Annotated in this window: 21 protein-coding genes; all 21 read left to right on the forward strand. The window is 66.9% G+C overall.

Annotation, left to right across the window (positions count from 1 at the left end):
- Position 1 precedes the first annotated feature (1 nt).
- The 21 genes from F466_RS0103995 (at position 2) to F466_RS0104095 (ending at position 17,191) form a co-directional block, all read left to right on the forward strand.
- Entirely contained in the window at positions 2–2,005 is a 2,004-nt protein-coding gene (locus F466_RS0103995) for a diguanylate cyclase (protein ID WP_018993514.1), read from the forward strand.
- Positions 2,006–2,352: 347 nt separating this feature from the next.
- On the forward strand, positions 2,353–3,138 hold the full coding sequence (locus tag F466_RS0104000; RefSeq protein WP_038038428.1) for a VacJ family lipoprotein: 786 nt from the start codon (positions 2,353–2,355) through the stop codon (positions 3,136–3,138).
- Positions 3,135–3,644: a hypothetical protein gene (locus F466_RS0104005; protein WP_018993515.1), complete on the forward strand. Its 510-nt coding sequence runs from the start codon at positions 3,135–3,137 to the stop codon at positions 3,642–3,644. The genes F466_RS0104000 and F466_RS0104005 overlap by 4 nt, the downstream gene beginning before the upstream one ends.
- Complete coding sequence (gene mpl / locus F466_RS0104010) at positions 3,644–5,047, forward strand: UDP-N-acetylmuramate:L-alanyl-gamma-D-glutamyl-meso-diaminopimelate ligase (protein WP_018993516.1); 1,404 nt, start codon at positions 3,644–3,646, stop codon at positions 5,045–5,047. The genes F466_RS0104005 and mpl overlap by 1 nt, the downstream gene beginning before the upstream one ends.
- Positions 5,044–5,682 carry a flavin prenyltransferase UbiX gene (locus F466_RS0104015; RefSeq protein ID WP_012981773.1) on the forward strand — a complete coding sequence of 213 codons (639 nt, stop codon included), beginning with the start codon at positions 5,044–5,046 and terminating at the stop codon, positions 5,680–5,682. Before mpl ends, F466_RS0104015 begins: the two co-directional genes overlap by 4 nt.
- On the forward strand, positions 5,679–6,287 hold the full coding sequence (locus F466_RS0104020; RefSeq protein ID WP_012981774.1) for an LON peptidase substrate-binding domain-containing protein: 609 nt from the start codon (positions 5,679–5,681) through the stop codon (positions 6,285–6,287). Before F466_RS0104015 ends, F466_RS0104020 begins: the two co-directional genes overlap by 4 nt.
- A gap of 56 nt (positions 6,288–6,343) precedes the next feature.
- Positions 6,344–6,727 carry a thioredoxin gene (gene trxA, locus F466_RS0104025; RefSeq protein WP_012981775.1) on the forward strand — a complete coding sequence of 128 codons (384 nt, stop codon included), beginning with the start codon at positions 6,344–6,346 and terminating at the stop codon, positions 6,725–6,727.
- Between the two features lie 43 nt (positions 6,728–6,770).
- Positions 6,771–7,718 carry an AEC family transporter gene (locus F466_RS0104030; RefSeq protein WP_012981776.1) on the forward strand — a complete coding sequence of 316 codons (948 nt, stop codon included), beginning with the start codon at positions 6,771–6,773 and terminating at the stop codon, positions 7,716–7,718.
- A gap of 103 nt (positions 7,719–7,821) precedes the next feature.
- Positions 7,822–8,799 carry a calcium/sodium antiporter gene (locus F466_RS0104035; protein ID WP_018993517.1) on the forward strand — a complete coding sequence of 326 codons (978 nt, stop codon included), beginning with the start codon at positions 7,822–7,824 and terminating at the stop codon, positions 8,797–8,799.
- Entirely contained in the window at positions 8,796–9,773 is a 978-nt protein-coding gene (locus F466_RS0104040; RefSeq protein WP_018993518.1) for a KpsF/GutQ family sugar-phosphate isomerase, read from the forward strand. Before F466_RS0104035 ends, F466_RS0104040 begins: the two co-directional genes overlap by 4 nt.
- Entirely contained in the window at positions 9,773–10,312 is a 540-nt protein-coding gene (gene kdsC / locus F466_RS0104045; RefSeq protein ID WP_012981779.1) for a 3-deoxy-manno-octulosonate-8-phosphatase KdsC, read from the forward strand. Before F466_RS0104040 ends, kdsC begins: the two co-directional genes overlap by 1 nt.
- Positions 10,309–10,872 (forward strand): LPS export ABC transporter periplasmic protein LptC, encoded by a 564-nt coding sequence (gene lptC / locus F466_RS0104050; protein WP_018137772.1) that lies wholly within the window; start codon positions 10,309–10,311, stop codon positions 10,870–10,872. The genes kdsC and lptC overlap by 4 nt, the downstream gene beginning before the upstream one ends.
- Complete coding sequence (gene lptA, locus F466_RS0104055; protein WP_038048885.1) at positions 10,865–11,389, forward strand: lipopolysaccharide transport periplasmic protein LptA; 525 nt, start codon at positions 10,865–10,867, stop codon at positions 11,387–11,389. The genes lptC and lptA overlap by 8 nt, the downstream gene beginning before the upstream one ends.
- Before the next feature lie 50 nt (positions 11,390–11,439).
- Positions 11,440–12,168, forward strand: a complete 729-nt coding sequence (gene lptB, locus F466_RS0104060) for an LPS export ABC transporter ATP-binding protein (RefSeq protein ID WP_012981782.1) — start codon at positions 11,440–11,442, stop codon at positions 12,166–12,168.
- A gap of 58 nt (positions 12,169–12,226) precedes the next feature.
- A complete protein-coding gene (locus F466_RS0104065; protein WP_012981783.1) occupies positions 12,227–13,720 on the forward strand; it encodes an RNA polymerase factor sigma-54 in 1,494 nt (497 codons plus the stop codon).
- 2 nt (positions 13,721–13,722) lie between these two features.
- Positions 13,723–14,061 (forward strand): ribosome hibernation-promoting factor, HPF/YfiA family, encoded by a 339-nt coding sequence (gene hpf / locus F466_RS0104070; protein WP_012981784.1) that lies wholly within the window; start codon positions 13,723–13,725, stop codon positions 14,059–14,061.
- Between the two features lie 4 nt (positions 14,062–14,065).
- On the forward strand, positions 14,066–14,536 hold the full coding sequence (locus F466_RS0104075; RefSeq protein WP_012981785.1) for a PTS sugar transporter subunit IIA: 471 nt from the start codon (positions 14,066–14,068) through the stop codon (positions 14,534–14,536).
- 67 nt (positions 14,537–14,603) lie between these two features.
- Positions 14,604–15,635, forward strand: coding sequence for an HPr(Ser) kinase/phosphatase (hprK, locus tag F466_RS0104080; protein WP_018993519.1), 1,032 nt, complete (start codon positions 14,604–14,606; stop codon positions 15,633–15,635).
- Positions 15,636–16,520: an RNase adapter RapZ gene (gene rapZ, locus F466_RS0104085; RefSeq protein WP_018137776.1), complete on the forward strand. Its 885-nt coding sequence runs from the start codon at positions 15,636–15,638 to the stop codon at positions 16,518–16,520.
- A 4-nt stretch (positions 16,521–16,524) separates the two neighbouring features.
- Positions 16,525–16,950, forward strand: a complete 426-nt coding sequence (locus F466_RS0104090) for a PTS sugar transporter subunit IIA (protein ID WP_018137777.1) — start codon at positions 16,525–16,527, stop codon at positions 16,948–16,950.
- Positions 16,922–17,191 (forward strand): HPr family phosphocarrier protein, encoded by a 270-nt coding sequence (locus tag F466_RS0104095; protein WP_018175361.1) that lies wholly within the window; start codon positions 16,922–16,924, stop codon positions 17,189–17,191. The genes F466_RS0104090 and F466_RS0104095 overlap by 29 nt, the downstream gene beginning before the upstream one ends.
- Positions 17,192–17,534 lie beyond the last annotated feature (343 nt).

Raw genomic sequence — 17,534 nt, forward strand, 5'->3', positions numbered from 1 at the left:
GATGAGCCCGCGTGCGTGCCTCCGGCGATCGCCTGGTTTCCTGTCCTGGTTCGGCAGGGGCGGTCTCGGAGGTGTCGTTCTGCTGTGGGGGCTGGTCTTTGGCGCGCTGCTGGCAACGCCGGCCGGTGCGAAGGCCGGGGTGGCCGAGCGCGAGCTGATCCTCGCGGTGCTGGCGCACCGGGGCGAGGATGCCGCGCGCGAACAGTGGACGCCTTTCGCCGAGTACCTGGAGCAGGCGCTGGAGGCCATTCAGGTCCGCCTGGTGCCGGTCGACAATGATGCCCTGCAGGCGGGGGCGGCGGAGGGTCGCTTTGACCTGGTCCTGACCAACCCCGGCTCCTACGTGATGCTGGAGCAGCGTCACGGCATCTCCCGTATCGCGACCATGCTCCCGGCCGAGGTCGGGCGCGAGGAAGACCGTTTTGGGGCTGTGATCATCGCGCGCGAGGACCGCACGGACCTGGTCGAGCTGAGCGACCTGGTCGGGCAGCGGGTCTCCGCGGTCCACCCCGACGGCTTTGGCGGCTGGTGGATGGCCTGGCGGGAACTCGAGGCCGCCGGGCTGGATGTCGAGACCGATCTGGATCGCGTGGTATTCACGGGCTTCCCGGTTTCCCGGGGACTGGATCTGCTGCTGGCGGGCGAGGTGGATGCCGCGACCTTTCGCACCGGGATCCTCGAAGACCTGCGCGAGCAGGGCGACCCACGGGTCGAGCAAGTGCGTCTGATCGGCGAGCGGGCCGTGCCCCGCTTCCCCTACCGGACCTCGACCCGTCTGTACCCGGAGTGGCCGCTGGCGATGCGCGGCGATCTCGATGTGGATATCGCTCAGGCAGTGCTGCGCGCCCTTCTGGCGCTGGATGCCGAGCACCCGGTGAGCCAGGCGGTCGGGATTACGGGCTGGGCCGCGCCGCGTTCCTACGAGGACGTGCAGGGCCTGATGTACGACCTGGGCGTGGGGCTTTACGCCCCCGAGCCGTTCGCCGTGCTGCGATGGGCGCGCGACAACCTGGCGGCGTTACTCGCCGTCCTGGCGGCAGGTATCGCGGCGATCCTCCTGTACGTGCTGCGGGTACATGCCCGTATGCGCATCGCCGGGCACAACCTGCGCCGGGCGATGGGCGCGATCCCGAACGCGGTGATTACGCTGGATGCCCGTGGCGGGATCGTCTATATGAACCCCGCGGGCGAGCAGATGGCGGGGCTGGTCCGTCTGCAGGCACTGGGGTGCAGCCTGGATCAGGTCCTGGACCTGCGCGAGATGGGGACCGATCGGCCGCTGGGTGCAGACCGATCCCAGCCGCTCGCCAAACATCTGGGCGAGCATACCGAGGCACGCTTGGTGACGCCCAGCGGCCACGAACGGATCGTGCGCATCGACCGCACAGCGCTGGATCCGGTGGCGGGCAGTTCGGTGCGCACCCTGCTCGTGCTGGCCGATATCTCCGAGGAGCGCGAGCTGGTGGATCGGCTGGTGCATGAAGCGAGTCACGATCCGCTCACCGGTTTGTTGAACCGGCGCGCATTCGAGCGCGAGATGCAGCACGCGATGGACAATGCCCGGGAATACTCGTCGGTGGCGAGCCTGCTGTTGGTGGATCTGGATTATTTCAAGGCGGTAAACGATCGCCATGGCCACCGGGTGGGCGACCAGCTTCTGCGCCGGGTGGCGACGATCCTGCGGCAGCTGACGCGATCGCGCGATGCCGTGTCCCGGATCGGGGGCGACGAGTTTGCGGTGATCGCGTACGAAACCGATGCCGAGCAGGCCCGGGTCCTGGGGCAGCGGATCTGCAGTGCGTTGGGCGACCGGCCGTTGCAGGTCGAGGCGCGGGACGTCACCATTGGGGCCTCGGTGGGTGTGGTGCAACTGGGCGAGACGCTGCCGAGTGTGGATGCGGCCTTCGTGGCCGCCGATCGCGCTTGTTACACCGCCAAGAACGAGGGACGGGGCCAGGTTGGTGTGGCCCGCAAGGCGGATATTCACCCCATTACCGGTTCCTGACGCCTAGGGAAACACAGATTAATGTACACACTCGCGTTGGCACCCCAGGTTTTCCGAGACAAGGCGTGGTGCGTAGCGGGTAGTGGTTCTACCCGCCCGTTTTTGATGAATGCGGGGCGCAACGCAGGATCGGGGAACCTGGGGTGCCAACCCCGCAACTCACTCACTGCAGGGGCTCGGCTGCCCGTTGTTATCAAAAACGGGCGCGCGTACGGCATTGCGGCTCCCTTGTGCAGAATGACTGCACGGCAGTCACCGCGCCTTGTTCGCACGCAAAAGCGACTCGAGCGCGAGCGTGTACATTGATCCGTGTTTCCCGAGGTCGGGCGCAGCGAAAAAGGAATCGTATGTCGGTTGTTTCCCGTTTACGCATGGGGTTGGCGGCCCTGATGGTACTGACGCTTTCCGGCTGTGCGACCGTGCCCAGCGAAGATCGTCATCCGGACGACCCCTGGGAGTCGTACAACCGGGTGGTGTTCGAGATCAACGACGACTTTGACCAGGCCCTGCTGCGCCCGGCCGCAGTCCAGTATCGGCGGCTGCCGCAGCCCGTCCAGACCGGGGTAGGCAATTTTTTCTCCAACCTCAATGACTTCACGGTCCTGTTCAACAACCTGTTGCAGGGCAACCTGGACAACGCCGCCTCGGATACCGGGCGCATCATGTTCAATACGACCTTCGGTCTGCTCGGCCTGATCGATGTCGCGACTCCCATGGGCCTCGAGAAGAACAACGAGGACTTCGGTCAGACCCTGGGTGCCTGGGGCGTGGCACGTGGCCCGTACCTGCAGCTGCCGCTCCTGGGGCCCAGTACCGCGCGCGATGCCCCGGCGCGTCTGGTTGACGGCTATACCAGCCCCCTCTATCACACAAACCTGCGCACCGATCACACCGGTTGGTGGGTGGGCCTGATCGCGCTGGATGTGGTTGATATGCGCGCCGGACTGATACCGACCGAGCGTATGCTGGCGCAGATCTCCGACGATCGATACATCGCCATGCGCGAGGCCTATCTGCAGCGCCGCGACTTCCTGGTGCGCGGGGCGTCGGACGAGCGCGCAACCGAGATGCTGGATGAACTCGACGAGCTCGAGGCCCTGGAGGCGATGGAAGCCGAGGAGGACATGGATTGAACAGCCTCTGGACGATGCTGGACATCCTGCGTCTGCGCAGTGGCCCGCAGGACCTGCCGCCCGATAACGCTACGCTGATCTTCTGGCTCGGGATTGCCCTGGTCACGGGCATGGCGGTCGGCATCCCGATGTACGGCACGGGCCAGGCCCTGGTCCTGAATGTGCTCGATCTCGCCGTGCTGTATATGTTTATCGTCGTGGTGCTGCGCATGGGGGGTGTGCCTGACCGCTGGCTGCAGACCTTTACCGCAATGGCCGGCACCGGGGCCCTTCTGGGCCTGCTGATGGCCTTGTTGATGCTGATCGATGCCCCGGCCGACCCGGAGGAGGTCTCCACCGGGGCCCTCCTGGCGCTGCTGACGCTGGTGGGCTGGCTGCTGCTGGTGTTCGGGCATATCCTGCAGCAGGCCCTGGAGCTGGGCAGCCGTTTTGTCGGCATGTTGATCGCGCTGGGGTATGTGGTGGTCTCCAGCGTGATCACCCAGGTGGCCCTGGGAGCGCTGTAGTGAACACGGGCCAGCTGCATATCCTCGGTATTGGCGGGACCTTCATGGGCGGGCTGGCCCAGCTCGCCCGCGCGCGTGGCTACCAGGTCACCGGTTCCGACCAGAAGCTGTATCCGCCGATGAGCGAGCAGCTGGAGCAGGCCGGTATCCCCTATCACGAGGGACATGACCCGGCGACCCTGCCGGATACGGGACCGGTCGTGGTCGGCAACGTGATGACTCGCGGCATGCCGGTCATCGAGGCCCTGCTCGATCGCGGCCTGTCCTACACCTCCGGCCCGCAGTGGCTGGCCGAGCATGTGCTGCATGACCGCTGGGTGCTGGCGGTGGCCGGTACCCACGGCAAGACGACGACCGCCAGCCTGCTGGCCTGGATCCTGGAACATGCCGGGCTGAGCCCGGGATTCCTGATCGGGGGCGTGCCCGGAAACTTTGGCGTCAGCGCGCGGATGGGCGAGACCCCGTTCTTCGTGATCGAGGCGGACGAATACGACTCCGCCTTCTTCGACAAGCGTGCCAAGTTCGTCCACTACCGGCCACGCACCCTGGTGCTGAACAACCTCGAGTTCGACCATGCAGACATCTACCCGGACCTGGCCGCGATCGAACGTCAGTTCCATCACCTGGTACGCACTGTTCCCGGCCAGGGCCTGATCCTGGCGCCCGCAGGTGATGCCGCGCTGGAGCGCGTGCTGGAGATGGGCTGCTGGACGCCGGTGGAGCGCATCACCACCGACCCGGACACCGGGGATACGGTGGCCCTGGTGGCGCGGCCTTTGAATGACGATGCCTCGGAGTTCGAGGTGCTGGCCAACGGGGTGGCCCAGGGGCGCGTGGCCTGGGAGATGACGGGGCAGCACAATCTTTCCAATGCCCTGGCCGCGCTCGGGGCGGCCCGCCATGCCGGGGTACCGCTGGCCGCGGGGATCGCGGCCCTGCCGGCCTTCCGCGGTGTGCGGCGGCGCCAGGAGTTGCGCGCCGAGATCGACGGGATCCGCGTGATCGACGACTTCGCCCATCACCCGACCGCGATCCGCCTGACCCTCGAGGGCCTGCGCGGCCGCGTCGCCCCCGGCGGACGCCTGATCGCGGTGCTGGAGCCGCGTTCCAACACGATGCGTATGGGGATTCATGCCAAGGCCCTGGGGGCGGCCCTGGAACGCGCCGACGGGGTGCACCTTTATCATGCCCCGGAGATCGACTGGTCCACTGACGGTCTGCAGCATCAGCTCGGCGGGCGGCTGTCGGTGGCGCGCGAGATCGAATCCCTGTTGCAGGGGATTCTTGCCACGGCGCGCCCCGGCGATACGCTGGTCATTATGAGCAATGGTGGTTTCGATGGCCTGCACCAGCGCCTGATCGCCGGGTTGCAGTCACGTGAACCCTCGGGGACCCCCGCATGAGTGGAAAGCCGCGTTCGATCGCCCTGGCCCTGACCGGTGCCTCCGGCGCGCCCTACGGGCTGCGCCTGCTGGAGTGCCTGGTACAGGCGGGGGTGCAGGTGCATCTGATGCTGTCGAAACCGGCACAAGTGGTGCTGGGGCTGGAGACTGATCTCGACGTACCCGGGCGTCCGGCCGAGATCGCTCGCTTTTTCGCCGAGCGTCATGGGGCTGCCGATGGACAGATCCGCTGCTATGGCCCGGAGCAGTGGACCGCACCGGTGGCCAGCGGCTCGGCGGTGCCTGAGGCGATGGTGGTCTGCCCCTGCACTACGGCGACCGTATCGGCCATCGCGACCGGGGCCTCGCGCGGGCTGATCGAACGCGCGGCGGATGTGGTGCTCAAGGAGCGGCGCAGGCTGGTGCTGGTGGTACGCGAGACGCCGTTCTCCGAGATCCACCTGGAGAACATGCTGCGCCTGGCGCGCATGGGTGCGGTGGTCATGCCGGCCAACCCGGCCTTTTATCATCGGCCGCAATCCATCGACGATCTGGTTGATTTCATGGTGGCGCGAGTACTGGACCATCTGGACATCGAACATGCCCTGGGCCCGCGCTGGGGCGAGGCGTCGTTGCCGCCGGAGGGCCCGGCATGACAACTCTGCCACTGTTCCCGCTGAATACCGTGCTGTTTCCGGAGGGGCTGCTGCCGCTGCGGATCTTCGAGACGCGCTATCTCGACATGGTGCGCCGCTGCCTGCGCGAGGATGACCGCTTCGTGATCGTCGCGATCGAGCCGGACACCGAGTCCGGTGCGCCCCGTCCGGAGGCGGAGACGGACCCGTCCGTCGGCTTCCACCCGATCGGGACCGAGGTCGCGATCGTCGACTGGGACCAGCGGCCGGACGGCCTGCTCGGGATCCTCGTCAAGGGCGAGCGTCGCCACCAGCTTCACAACCCGCGCCGCGCCGAGGACGGCCTCTGGCTGGCGGAGGTCGAGCCTTTGCAGGAGCGCCCCGATGTCAGCCTGCCGGTGGACTATGCCTCACTGGCGGATCTGCTCGAGCGGCTGCTGGACCAGCTCGGCACGCCCTGGTCACACCTGGAGCGTCGTTTTGACGATTCCTCCTGGGTGGTCGGACGGCTGACGGAGCTGCTGCCGATCGATCTCGAGATCAAGCAGCAGCTGCTGGAGGCGGACGACCCGATCGAGCGCCTGGAGCGCCTGCGAGCGGCCATGCTCGCGGCATCGAAATCCTGAAACCCTGCGGCGGGGCTGTTAAGGTTTCGCACACACTTTCATTGGAGCCCGCCATCATGGCCGTTCAGGAACTCACGCAGGATACGTTCGAATCCACGATCACCGGCAACAACATTGTCATTCTGGACTTCTGGGCCCCCTGGTGCGGCCCGTGTCAGCAGTTCGCCCCGACCTTCGAGGCGGCCTCCGAGCAGCATTCCGACGTCGTCTTCGCCAAGGTGAACACCGACGAGGAGCAGGGGATCGCCGGGGCGTTCCAGATCCGTTCCATCCCGACGCTGATGATCTTCCGCGAGCAGATCATTGTCTTCTCCCAGCCGGGCGTGCTGTCCGCCGGGCAACTGGACGAGGTGCTGGGCAAGGTGCGCGAGCTGGACATGGACCAGGTGCGTGCCGACGTCGAACGCCAGCAGCAGGAGCAGCAGGCTGGCCAGGCCTGATTACCTTCTGACGCGAAACCTATAGTCCTAAACGAGCGCCCCCATGCTGACGGTCATGACCCAGATGGGGGCGCTCATCGTTGCGGGCGTCGTCTGGCGCCTGTTGCGCCCCGGCGGGCTGGACGCCGACACCGCCCGCCGGGTGCTCACCACCCTGGTCTACTACCTGCTGCTGCCCGCGCTGGTGCTGCAGGTGCTGTGGACCGCCCCCCTGGGACTCGACTCGCTGCGCATCGCCCTGGTGGCCGGCACGACCGTGCTGGCGATGGTGGCCGTGACCCTGCTCGCTTGCCGACTTTGCCTGGCAGAACGCGCGGCGGTCGGGGCGATGCTGCTGGCCGCGGCCTGGCCGAATGCCACCTACCTGGGGCTCCCCGTACTCGATAGTCTGTTCGGCGATGCCGGCCGGGCGGTGGCGATCCAGTACGACCTGTTCGCCTGCCTGCCCCTGGTGCTGACGCTGGGGATCCTGCTGGCCAGGCGTTACGGGGACCCGGAGGCGGTCCGGCTGTATGGCGGCGGCGGGGCCATTCGCGGGCTGGTCGCTGTCCCCTCGATCTGGGCGGCGGTCCTGGGCGTGGCGCTGAACCTGGCCGGTCTGCCGCTGGTGACCTGGCTGGATACCTGGCTCGGCTTCCTGGCTGACTCGGTCGCCCCCCTGATGCTGTTCTCGCTGGGGCTGGCGCTGGTGTTCGACCGTTTCCGCGGCCGCGATCTGCGCCCCCTGGTGATGGTGTCCGTCATCCAGTTGCTGATCGCACCGCTGTTCGCGCTCGGCCTGGTCTGGTGGGTCGGGCTGGAGGGTGTGCCCGGGATTGGTTCGGTGCTCGAGGCGGCGATGCCGGCGATGGTCCTGGGGCTCGTGTTCTGTGATCGCTTCCGGCTCGATACCGGCCTGTATGCGGCCGCGGTCACGCTGACGACGGCGCTGTCGCTGGTGACACTCCCGCTGTGGTTCGCCATCGCCGGGTATCTGATCCCTGGGGGGTGACAGTGCGCGCGGGCCGGCCCCGGCGATTGGTTACAGCGATCGGCTACAATTGGCGGGTGAAGAGACACCCCGCTCCACCCACTTCCGGTCCCGGCACTCGCTGATGGTCCTTCCCGTTGCTGCGGTCATCGGCGGTCTGGTACTGCTGACCTGGAGTGCCGACCGCTTCGTGTTCGGTGCCTCGGCGTTCGCGCGTAGCGTGGGCGTGAGTGCCCTGCTGGTCGGGTTGACCATTGTCGCCTTCGGCACCTCGGCACCGGAGATCGTCGTGTCCGTACTGGCGACGCTGCAGGGCAACCCGGGCCTCGCGGTGGGTAATGCGATCGGCTCGAACATCGCGAATATCGGGCTGGTGCTGGCGATGGCGGCGCTGGTGGCGCCGCTCGTTATCGGGCACGGCCTGGTGCGCCGCGAGCTACCGATCCTGATGGGGGTGAGTCTGGCTGTCCTGTTTCTGCTGCTGGACGGCGAGCTGGGCCGCCTGGAGGGCGGGCTTCTGATTTCGGGGTTGCTGCTGGTGACCGCCTGGGTGATCCATATCGCGCGGCGTGCGCAGGCGCTGGATCCGGCCGAGGCGCCTGAAGAGGTGCGTGGCATGGTCGAGGCCATTCCGGCGGCCACCTCTACCGGTCGCGCCCTGGCCTGGCTGGGCCTTGGTCTGGCGCTGCTGATTGCCAGCAGCCAGCTGGTCGTCTGGGGTGCGGTGGGGATTGCGGAGCAACTGGGCATCAGTGACCTGGTGATTGGCCTGACCATCGTGGCCATCGGGACTAGCCTGCCGGAACTGGCGACCTCCCTGGTGGCGGCCTTTCGCCGCGAGGCGGGATTGGCGATCGGCAACGTGATCGGTTCCAATCTGTTCAACCTGCTGGCCGTGCTGGCAGTCCCCGCGCTGATTGCGCCGCTGGCGATCGAGCCCGAGGTGCTGGTCCGCGACTACCCGGTGATGCTCGGCATGACCGCCGCGCTGTTCGTCTTTGCCCTGGCGCGAGGCAGCCAGCTGCGGCGCTGGCAGGGGGGGCTTCTGCTCGTGGTGTTCGCGGGCTACCTTGTCCATCTCGGAATGACGGCAACCGCATGAATTTCAATCCTGATACCACTCGCAAGCTGGCGCTGGCGGTCCTGAACGATGAGGCCGAGGCCGTGCGCCGGCTGGCCGACCGCGTGGACGATGCGTTCCTGGAGGCCTGTCGCCACATCCTCGAGTGCCGCGGCCGGGTCGTGGTGACCGGCATGGGCAAGTCCGGCCATATCGGCTCCAAGCTGGCGGCCACCCTGGCCTCCACCGGGACCCCGGCGTTTTTCGTCCACCCCGGCGAGGCCAGTCACGGCGACCTTGGCATGATCACCCGTGACGACGTGGTGATCGCCCTGTCCAACTCCGGCGAGACCGACGAGCTGCTGACCATCCTGCCGCTGATCCGGCGGCTGGACGTACCGCTGATCGCGCTGACCGGCAACCCCGGGTCGCGGCTGGGGCAGGATGCCACCGTGCACCTGGATGTCTCGGTCGAGCGCGAGGCCTGCCCGCTGGGCCTGGCCCCGACCTCCAGCACCACGGCCGCGCTGGCGATGAGCGATGCCCTGGCGGTCGCGGTACTGGATGCGCGCGGCTTTACCGCCGACGATTTTGCCCGCTCGCATCCCGGTGGCCGACTGGGGCGGCGGTTGCTGGTCCATGTCACGGACATCATGCATACCGGTGACGCGATCCCGCGCGTGGGTCCGGAGGCCCCGCTGAAGGACGCCCTGTTCGAGATTACGCGCAAGGGACTGGGACTGGTGATCGTCGCCGATCCCGAGGCGCATATCCTCGGCGTGTTTACCGATGGCGACCTCCGACGCACGCTGGATCGTGGCGAAAGCCTGGAGGCGCTGACCATCGGCCAGGTGATGACGCGGGGCGGACATGCCGCCCGCCCGCAGTGGCTGGCCGTGGAGGCCCTGGAGACCATGGAGAGCAAGCGGATCAATGCCCTGCCGGTGGTGGATGACGACCAGAGGCTGGTCGGGGTGCTGAACATGCACGACCTGCTGCGCGCGGGGGTGGCCTGATGGACCGTCACGACGAGGCCCTGCACAGCCGCCAGGCGGCAGTGCGTCTGCTGATCCTGGATGTCGACGGCGTGCTGACCGATGGCAGCCTGTTCATGGGGGATGCCGGCGAGCAGTACAAGGCCTTTCATTCGCGCGACGGGCACGGCATCCGTCTGGCACTGGACGGAGGGCTGGAGGTCGCGATCCTGACCGGACGCACCTCCGGGGTGGTCGAGCACCGCATGCGGGACCTCGGTGTGCAGCATCTGGTGCAGGGGCGGCGCGACAAGGGGGCCGCACTGCACGAGTTGCTGGAGCAGAGCGGCCACGCGCCCGACGAGGCCGCCTTCGTGGGCGACGACATCGTCGATCTGCCGGCGATGCGCCGTGTGGGGCTCGGCATCGCGGTGGCGGATTCCCACCCGTTGGTATTGCAGCATGCACATTGGGTTACGCAGGCCCCCGGCGGTCGCGGCGCGGTGCGCGAGGTCTGCGAGGGCCTGCTGGCGGCCCAGGGGCGGCTGGAGGCCCTGTTCGCGGAGTACGTCGACGGATGAAGTGGGTGGCCGGACCGGTGGCGCTGATCCTGTTGCCAATGGCGGCGCTGGTGGCCGGCGCTGTTGCCAGCGAGCACGAGCCGGAGGGCGAGGTGACGCTGGAGATCGAGGGCTTCACGCTGCACGCGACTGGCGAGGACGGCGAGTTGAGTCACCGCCTGCGCGGGACGCGTCTGCGCGAGTTTGGCCGCGACGGCCCGCAGCTGATCGACGACCCCGACCTGGATATCTTTGACGCTGGCGGCATCGAATGGCACTGGACTGCGCCCGAGGCGCTGCACCGACCGATGGACGAGATCCTGGACCTGATCGGCCCCACGCGGGGGGTGCAGCCCGAGCGTGACGAGCGCGTGCGCACGGTGATTGAATCCGCCGATGTGAAGGTGGCGACCGACACCATGATCGCCACCTCCGATGCCCCGTCGACGCTGGAGCAGCCTGGCCTTTTCCAGCGGGGCACGGGTCTGCGCGTCGACTCGCGAGGGGATACCATAGAGCTGTTCCATGACGTGTACACGCTCTACAGCGAGTCGGGCGAGGAGGAAGCCGCAAATGACTGAACGTGGTGGGTCGTCGCTCGCCCGGGCCGGATGGCCCGTGCTGCTGGGCAGTGCCTTGTTGCTGCTGGCCGCGCCGGTCATTGCCCAGCAGCAGCCCCTGCCGGTGGAGATTACCGCCGATCGTGCGGAGATGGACGACCGGCGGGGCGTAAGCACTTATACCGGTGATGTGGTGGTGATTCGCGGGGACATGACACTGGAGGCCGACAAGGTCTATGTGCGCAGCCGCGACCGACGCCCTTACGAGATGGAGGCCCACGGCGAGCCTGCGCGGCTGGAGTCCCCGGACCCGGAGACGGGCGAGATGCGCATCGCCACCGCGCTGCGCATCGACTACCTGCTGAACGAGGACCGGGTGATCCTGACCGACCAGGCGCATGTGGTCACGGCAGCCGAGGAAGCGCGCGGCAAGCGCATCGTCTACGACCTGGAGACGGATGTGATCGAGGCCGAGCGTGGCGAGGCCGATGACGAGCGTGTACGTATCAGGATCCAGCCCCGCGAAGACGACGAATGAACGAGCTCGACACCAGCGCGCCCGCCGCGGCCGGTGGCGAATCTGCGCCGATGGCCGGCTATCTGACCGGCCGCGAGCTGACCAAGCGCTATGGCAAGCGTACGGTGCTGGATCGTGTCGACGTCGATCTGGCACCAGGGGAGGTCGTGGGCCTGCTGGGACCGAACGGCGCAGGCAAGACCACCTGTTTCTACAGCCTGGTCGGCCTGATCCGGCCCAATCGTGGCCGCATCACGCTGGGTGACCGGGACATCACCCGGGCCCCGATTCATTCGCGGGCCCGAGCCGGGCTGGGCTACCTGCCGCAGGAGGCCTCGATCTTCCGTCGGCTGAGTGTTTGGGACAACCTGCAGGCGGTGCTGGAGCTGCGCTCGGAGCTCGACCGCCACGAGCGACGCCGCATCGGCGATGCCCTGATCGAGGAGTTCCAGCTGGAGACCGTGCGCCACAGCCCTGGGATTGCCCTGTCCGGGGGCGAGCGTCGCCGCGCCGAGATCGCGCGGGCACTGGCCGGTGACCCGCGCTTTATCTGCCTGGACGAACCGTTTGCCGGCGTGGATCCGATTTCCGTGGGTGATATCCAGGCCGTGATTGGGCATCTGGCCCAGCGCGGGATCGGTGTGCTGATTTCCGACCACAACGTGCGCGAGACCCTCGGAATCTGCGACAGGGCCTATATTCTTAGTGAGGGCCGCATCCTGAGCGCCGGGACCCCGCAGGAGCTGCTGGACGACCCCCAGGTGCGCCGCGTGTATCTCGGAGAAAACTTTCGACTGTGAACATTGATCAGTGTTTCCTTAAGATGATCTTGATGGTCACCATGGACCTCAAACCGCGATGCTGAAACCCGGGCTCAATCTGCAGCTGGGGCAGACGCTGACGATGACCCCGCAGCTGCAACAGGCGATCCGTCTGCTGCAGCTTTCCACGCTGGAGTTGCAGGCGGAGATCCAGCAGGCGCTGGAAAGCAACCCCATGCTCGAGCAGGTGGAGGACGAGGGCGAGGAGGCCCCGCCCGAGCGCCCGGAGGAAGGGGGCGAACGGGTCGACGGGGATCGCATGCAGGCCGACACGGCTGGCGATGACGTGATCCCCGAGGAGTTGAGCACCGACAGTCGCTGGGACGACATCTACGAGCCCGCCCCGAGCCCACGCGGCCTGGACGACCGCGACCCGCTGGAGAATACCTCCGACGGCGAGGACGAGGGCCTGCAGGACCACCTGCTCTGGCAGCTGCATCTGAGCCACCTGACCCCACGAGACCAACGGATCGGGGCGGCGCTGATCGACGCGATCAGCCCGGACGGCTATCTGGACAGTGAACTCGAGGCGCTGGCGGAGATGATCAGCCAGGGCGAAGACGAGCCCGTGGGGGTCGACGAGGTCGAGGCGGTGCTGCACTGGATTCAGCAGTGCGACCCGCTGGGCGTCGGTGCGCGGGACCTGCGCGAGTGCCTGGAGATCCAGCTGCGCCATTTGGCGCCGGATGCCCCGGCGCGTGACGCGGCTCGAGCCATCCTGGAAAACGGCATGGAGAGCCTGGCCAAGCGGGACTACCGAGCCCTGCAGCGCCAGTCCGGCGTGCGCGACCCGGACGAGCTGGCGCGGGCGCTGGACCTGATCCGCACCCTGAATCCGCGGCCCGGTGCCCAGATCAGCGAGTCCACTTCGGAATATGTGGTGCCGGATGTCTATGTCCGCCATGACCGCGATGGCTGGCGCGTGGACTTGAACCCGGAGATTGCGCCGCGCATTCGCATCAACGATCTCTATGCGGGCATGGTGCGGCAGGTCTCCGATGCGCGTGATAGCGCGTTTATGCGCGATCAGTTGCAGGAGGCGCGCTGGTTCCTGAAGAGCCTGCACAGCCGGAACGACACCCTGCTGCGGGTCGCCCAGGCCATCGTCGTGCGCCAGCAGGGGTTTCTCGAGCATGGTGAGGTTGCCATGCAACCGCTGATCCTGCGCGATATCGCCGAGACCCTGGAGATGCACGAATCGACCATCTCGAGGGTGACTACACAGAAATACATGCACACCCCGCGTGGGGTATTCGAGTTCAAGTACTTCTTTTCCAGTCATGTTGGCACAGCCGATGGCGGCGAATGCTCGGCGACCGCGATCCGTGCCATGATTCGGGAATTGATTGGTGGCGAGACCCCGAACAAGCCACTGAGTGATGCAAAACTGGCCCAGATCCTGTCGGATCGGGGCATTAATGTGGCCCGACGCACCGTGGCCAAGTACCGCGAGGCTATGCACATACCGTCTTCCAGCGAACGCCGGCAGATGGCGAGTATGCCCAGTGGAACCAAGCAAAAAGGAGCCTGACCATGCAGATCAACCTGACCGGCCATCACGTCGATATCACCGACGCCCTGCGCGACTACGTGAACGAAAAGTTCGCGAAGCTGGAACGCCACTTCGACAAAGTGATCGACGTGCATGTGGTGCTGACCCACGAGAAAAACCAGAACCTGAACAACAAGGCGGAGGCCAATCTCCAGGTCAGCGGCAATCACATCCACGCCGAAGCCAGTCACGAGGATATGTATGCGGCGATTGATGGCCTGATCGACAAGGTGGATCGTCAGCTGATCAAGCACAAGGAAAAGGTCAAGGACCATCACCGCGCCGAGGGTGCCCAGCGCAACCGCGAACAGGCCCTTTAACGCAATGACCATTGCCGAGCTGATCACCCGCGCCCGTATCCGGCTGGAGCCCGAGTGTTCCAGCCAGAAACGGGCGCTCGAGACCCTGGCCGAGTTGCTGGCCGTCGGCGGCGAGGAGTCCGCCGGCCCGGCCAGCGGGGCCATCTTCGAGGCCCTGTCTGCCCGCGAGAAGCTTGGCTCCACCGGTCTGGGGCATGGCGTGGCCATCCCGCATGGGCGTCTGGCCGAGCTCGATGCCCCCCGGGTCGCGGTCCTGCGGCTGGACCAGGGGGTCGACTTCGACGCCATGGACCACGAACCCGTGGACATCCTGATCGCACTGCTGGTGCCCGAGGCGGCGACCAGCGCGCACCTGGACCTGCTGGCGCAGCTGGCTCGCGGTCTCTCGCAGCCCGACAATATCGCCTCGCTGCGCCGTGCCGGCGACGCGGACGCCCTGGAACGCGAACTGACCCGGGCCTTCGGCGACGCCTGAACATGGCTCTCCCGGCAGTACTTTCTCTCTTACGACGCCCCGTGCCAGCACTGCCGGAGATTCGTGCATGAACGAGGCACTGGGAGAGGGCGGCATCGCGCGCGACATCACCGTAGAGGTCCTGATCCAGGCGATGGGCAATCGCCTGGATCTGCGCTACGTACACGGCGAGCAGGTCGCACCGGATCGCAACCTGGTCGGCGGTGACGGCGACGACCTGCCCCTCGCCGGGCACCTCAACCTGATCCGGCCTAACCGTATCCAGGTGATCGGCGATTTCGAGGCGCGCTATATCGCGCGGCTGAGCGATGATCAGCGCGAGCAACTGATCCTGGAGATGGCCTGCACCGGGACGACCGCGGTGATCTTCGCCGAGGACACCTGCCCGTTCTCGGAGATGCCGGACGTCCCCGATGAGCAGCTGCCGCTGATCTTGTGCTCCTCGACCAGCAGCCACGAGATTATCTCCCTGCTGCGCTATTTCCTGCAGCAGCGGCTGGCCCATTTCGAGGTGCGCCATGGCGTGTTCATGGAGATCCTCGGCATTGGCGTGCTGATCAGCGGGGCCTCCAGCGTGGGCAAGAGCGAGGTGGCGCTCGAGCTGATCTCGCGCGGGCACCGGCTGATCGCCGACGACGCACCGGAGTTTGCCCGCATCGCCCCGGATATCGTGCGCGGACACTGCCCGGCCCTGTTGCAGGATCTGCTCGAGGTCCGCGGGCTGGGCGTGCTGAACGTCCGCGCCATGTACGGGGATTCGGCGATCAAGGGCGGCAAGTATCTGCGGCTGATTATCGACCTGCGCGACCACGGCGAGCCCTCGCCGGTGCCGGATGACCGCCTGAATGGCCGCCGCGGGGAGATCGGCATCCTCGGGCTGCGTATCCCGCTGATCAGCCTGCCGGTCGCGCCGGGGCGCAACATCGCGGTGATGATCGAGGCGGCGGTGCGCAACCACATGTTGCACATGCAGGGCTATGTCGCCGGCGACGACCTGCGCGCACGTCAGCGCCGGCAGATGAGCGGCGAGCCCGAGGAGCCGCCGTACCACCGCGCGATCCCTGCAACCACCGTCCCCAACCCGGACCCGGAGGGCTGAATGCGACTCCTGCTGGTCAGTGGTCTGTCGGGCTCCGGCAAGACGGTCGCCCTGCATACGCTGGAGGACGCCGGCTATTTCTGTGTCGACAACCTGCCGCTGCCGCTGCTGCCCGGGCTGATCGAACAGGTCCGCAGTGGCGATTACGACGCGGACGAAGACCGGCATCTGGCGGTCGGGGTGGATGTCCGCAGCGGGCTGACGGCCCTCGAGGGCTTTGCCGACCTCCTGCGCGAGCTCCGGGGCAAGGGGATGCAGGTCGAGGTGATGTTTCTGCAGGCCTCCAGCGAGGTCCTGCTGCGCCGCTATCACCTGACGCGGCGCCGACACCCACTGGCGCGCGACGGCGTGCCACTGGTGGACGCGATCGAGCGCGAACGTGACTGGCTCGGCCATGTTGCGGCCGAGGCGGATCTGACCGTGGACACCTCCCGTCTGTCGATGCACGATCTCGCGCGCACCCTGCGCGACCGCGTCGGGCTGCTGGGCGAGGAGCGCCTGTCCCTGCTTTTTCAGTCATTCGGGTTCAAGCATGGGGCCCCGCTGGACTCCGACTTCGTGTTCGACGTGCGCTGCCTGCCCAACCCGCACTACGAGCGCGATCTGGCGCCATTGACTGGCCGCGATGCGGCTGTTTGCGAGTTTCTTGCGCGCCATGGCGAGGTCGAGGAGATGTATGACGGGATCCAGGGCTTTCTCGAACAGTGGGTCCCGCGGATCCGGCAGGATCACCGCAGCTATGTGACCGTTTCGATCGGGTGCACCGGCGGCCGTCACCGCTCGGTTTATCTTGTGGAGCGGCTGGCGGCTGCCTGGCGGGGGCGTGAACATGTTACTGTTAGCACCCGTCACCGCGAGCTATCCCTGCCCCTCGAATCGGAGTGAGTCCATGGGCGTTGGTCTGATCCTGATCACGCATCAAAACCTCGGCGACACCCTGCTGCAGACGGCCCAGAGCATGCTGGGCGACCTGCCCGAGGATTGCGAGTCCATGGCGATGTCGCAGAATGACGACCCCGACGAGGTGCTGGCGCGCGCGAGGGCGCGCCTGGGCGAGCTGGATTCCGGCTCCGGCGTGCTGATCCTGACCGACATGTTTGGCTCCACCCCATCCAATGTGGCCAGTCGCGTGGCCCGGGGCGCGAACGCCCGCGTCATTGCCGGGATCAACCTGCCGATGCTGATCCGTGTGCTGAACTACCGCCATCTGCCGCTGACGGAGCTGGTCAACAAGGCCCTGTCCGGCGGGCACGATGGCATCCTTCTTTGTGACCAGGAGTGTTCGGATGCCGCAGCGCGAAGTCCCCATCGTTAATCGTCTGGGGATGCATGCGCGTGCGGCGGCCAAGTTCGTGAGCCTGGCCAGCCAGTACGCGTCCGATGTGACCGTCTCCCGGAACGCCCAGGAAGTGAACGGCAAGAGCATCATGGGGGTGATGATGCTGGCGGCGGCGCAGGGCTGCGAGGTCACGATCACCACCGACGGCGAGGACGCCGAAGAGGCCCTCGACGCCCTCACCGAACTCGTCGCCAACCGCTTCGGCGAGGACGCCTAGTCCCTCTCCTGCCGCCATGCCTTTGCGAGGCTGTGTCTAGTTCGACCTCGGGTGTTTACGGTGGCTTCGGTCCGCCGCCTGCCTGCGCTGTCTCGCCAGCGCGCCGCGCCCGTTTTTGATCAACAACTGGCTTTCTTGCTTGCCCAAGAAAGTACCCGTCGAGGCGCACCCGGATTCCGCCCGGGGACCTTGCTCCAGGGCCCTCGGGCCGGCGGCGCTGAAACTCGCTGCGCCTTTGGCTCCGCTGAGACAGTCAGCGCCCCCGTTTTTATTTTGAATCGTCCGTCCCGAGAACCCTTCCGCAAGGGGCTTCATACGGGGGGATGAAGGTCAAAACACAAGC

It is taken from the genome of Thioalkalivibrio sp. ALgr1 (genome assembly GCF_000378285.1).
Lineage (GTDB): Bacteria > Pseudomonadota > Gammaproteobacteria > Ectothiorhodospirales > Ectothiorhodospiraceae > Thioalkalivibrio.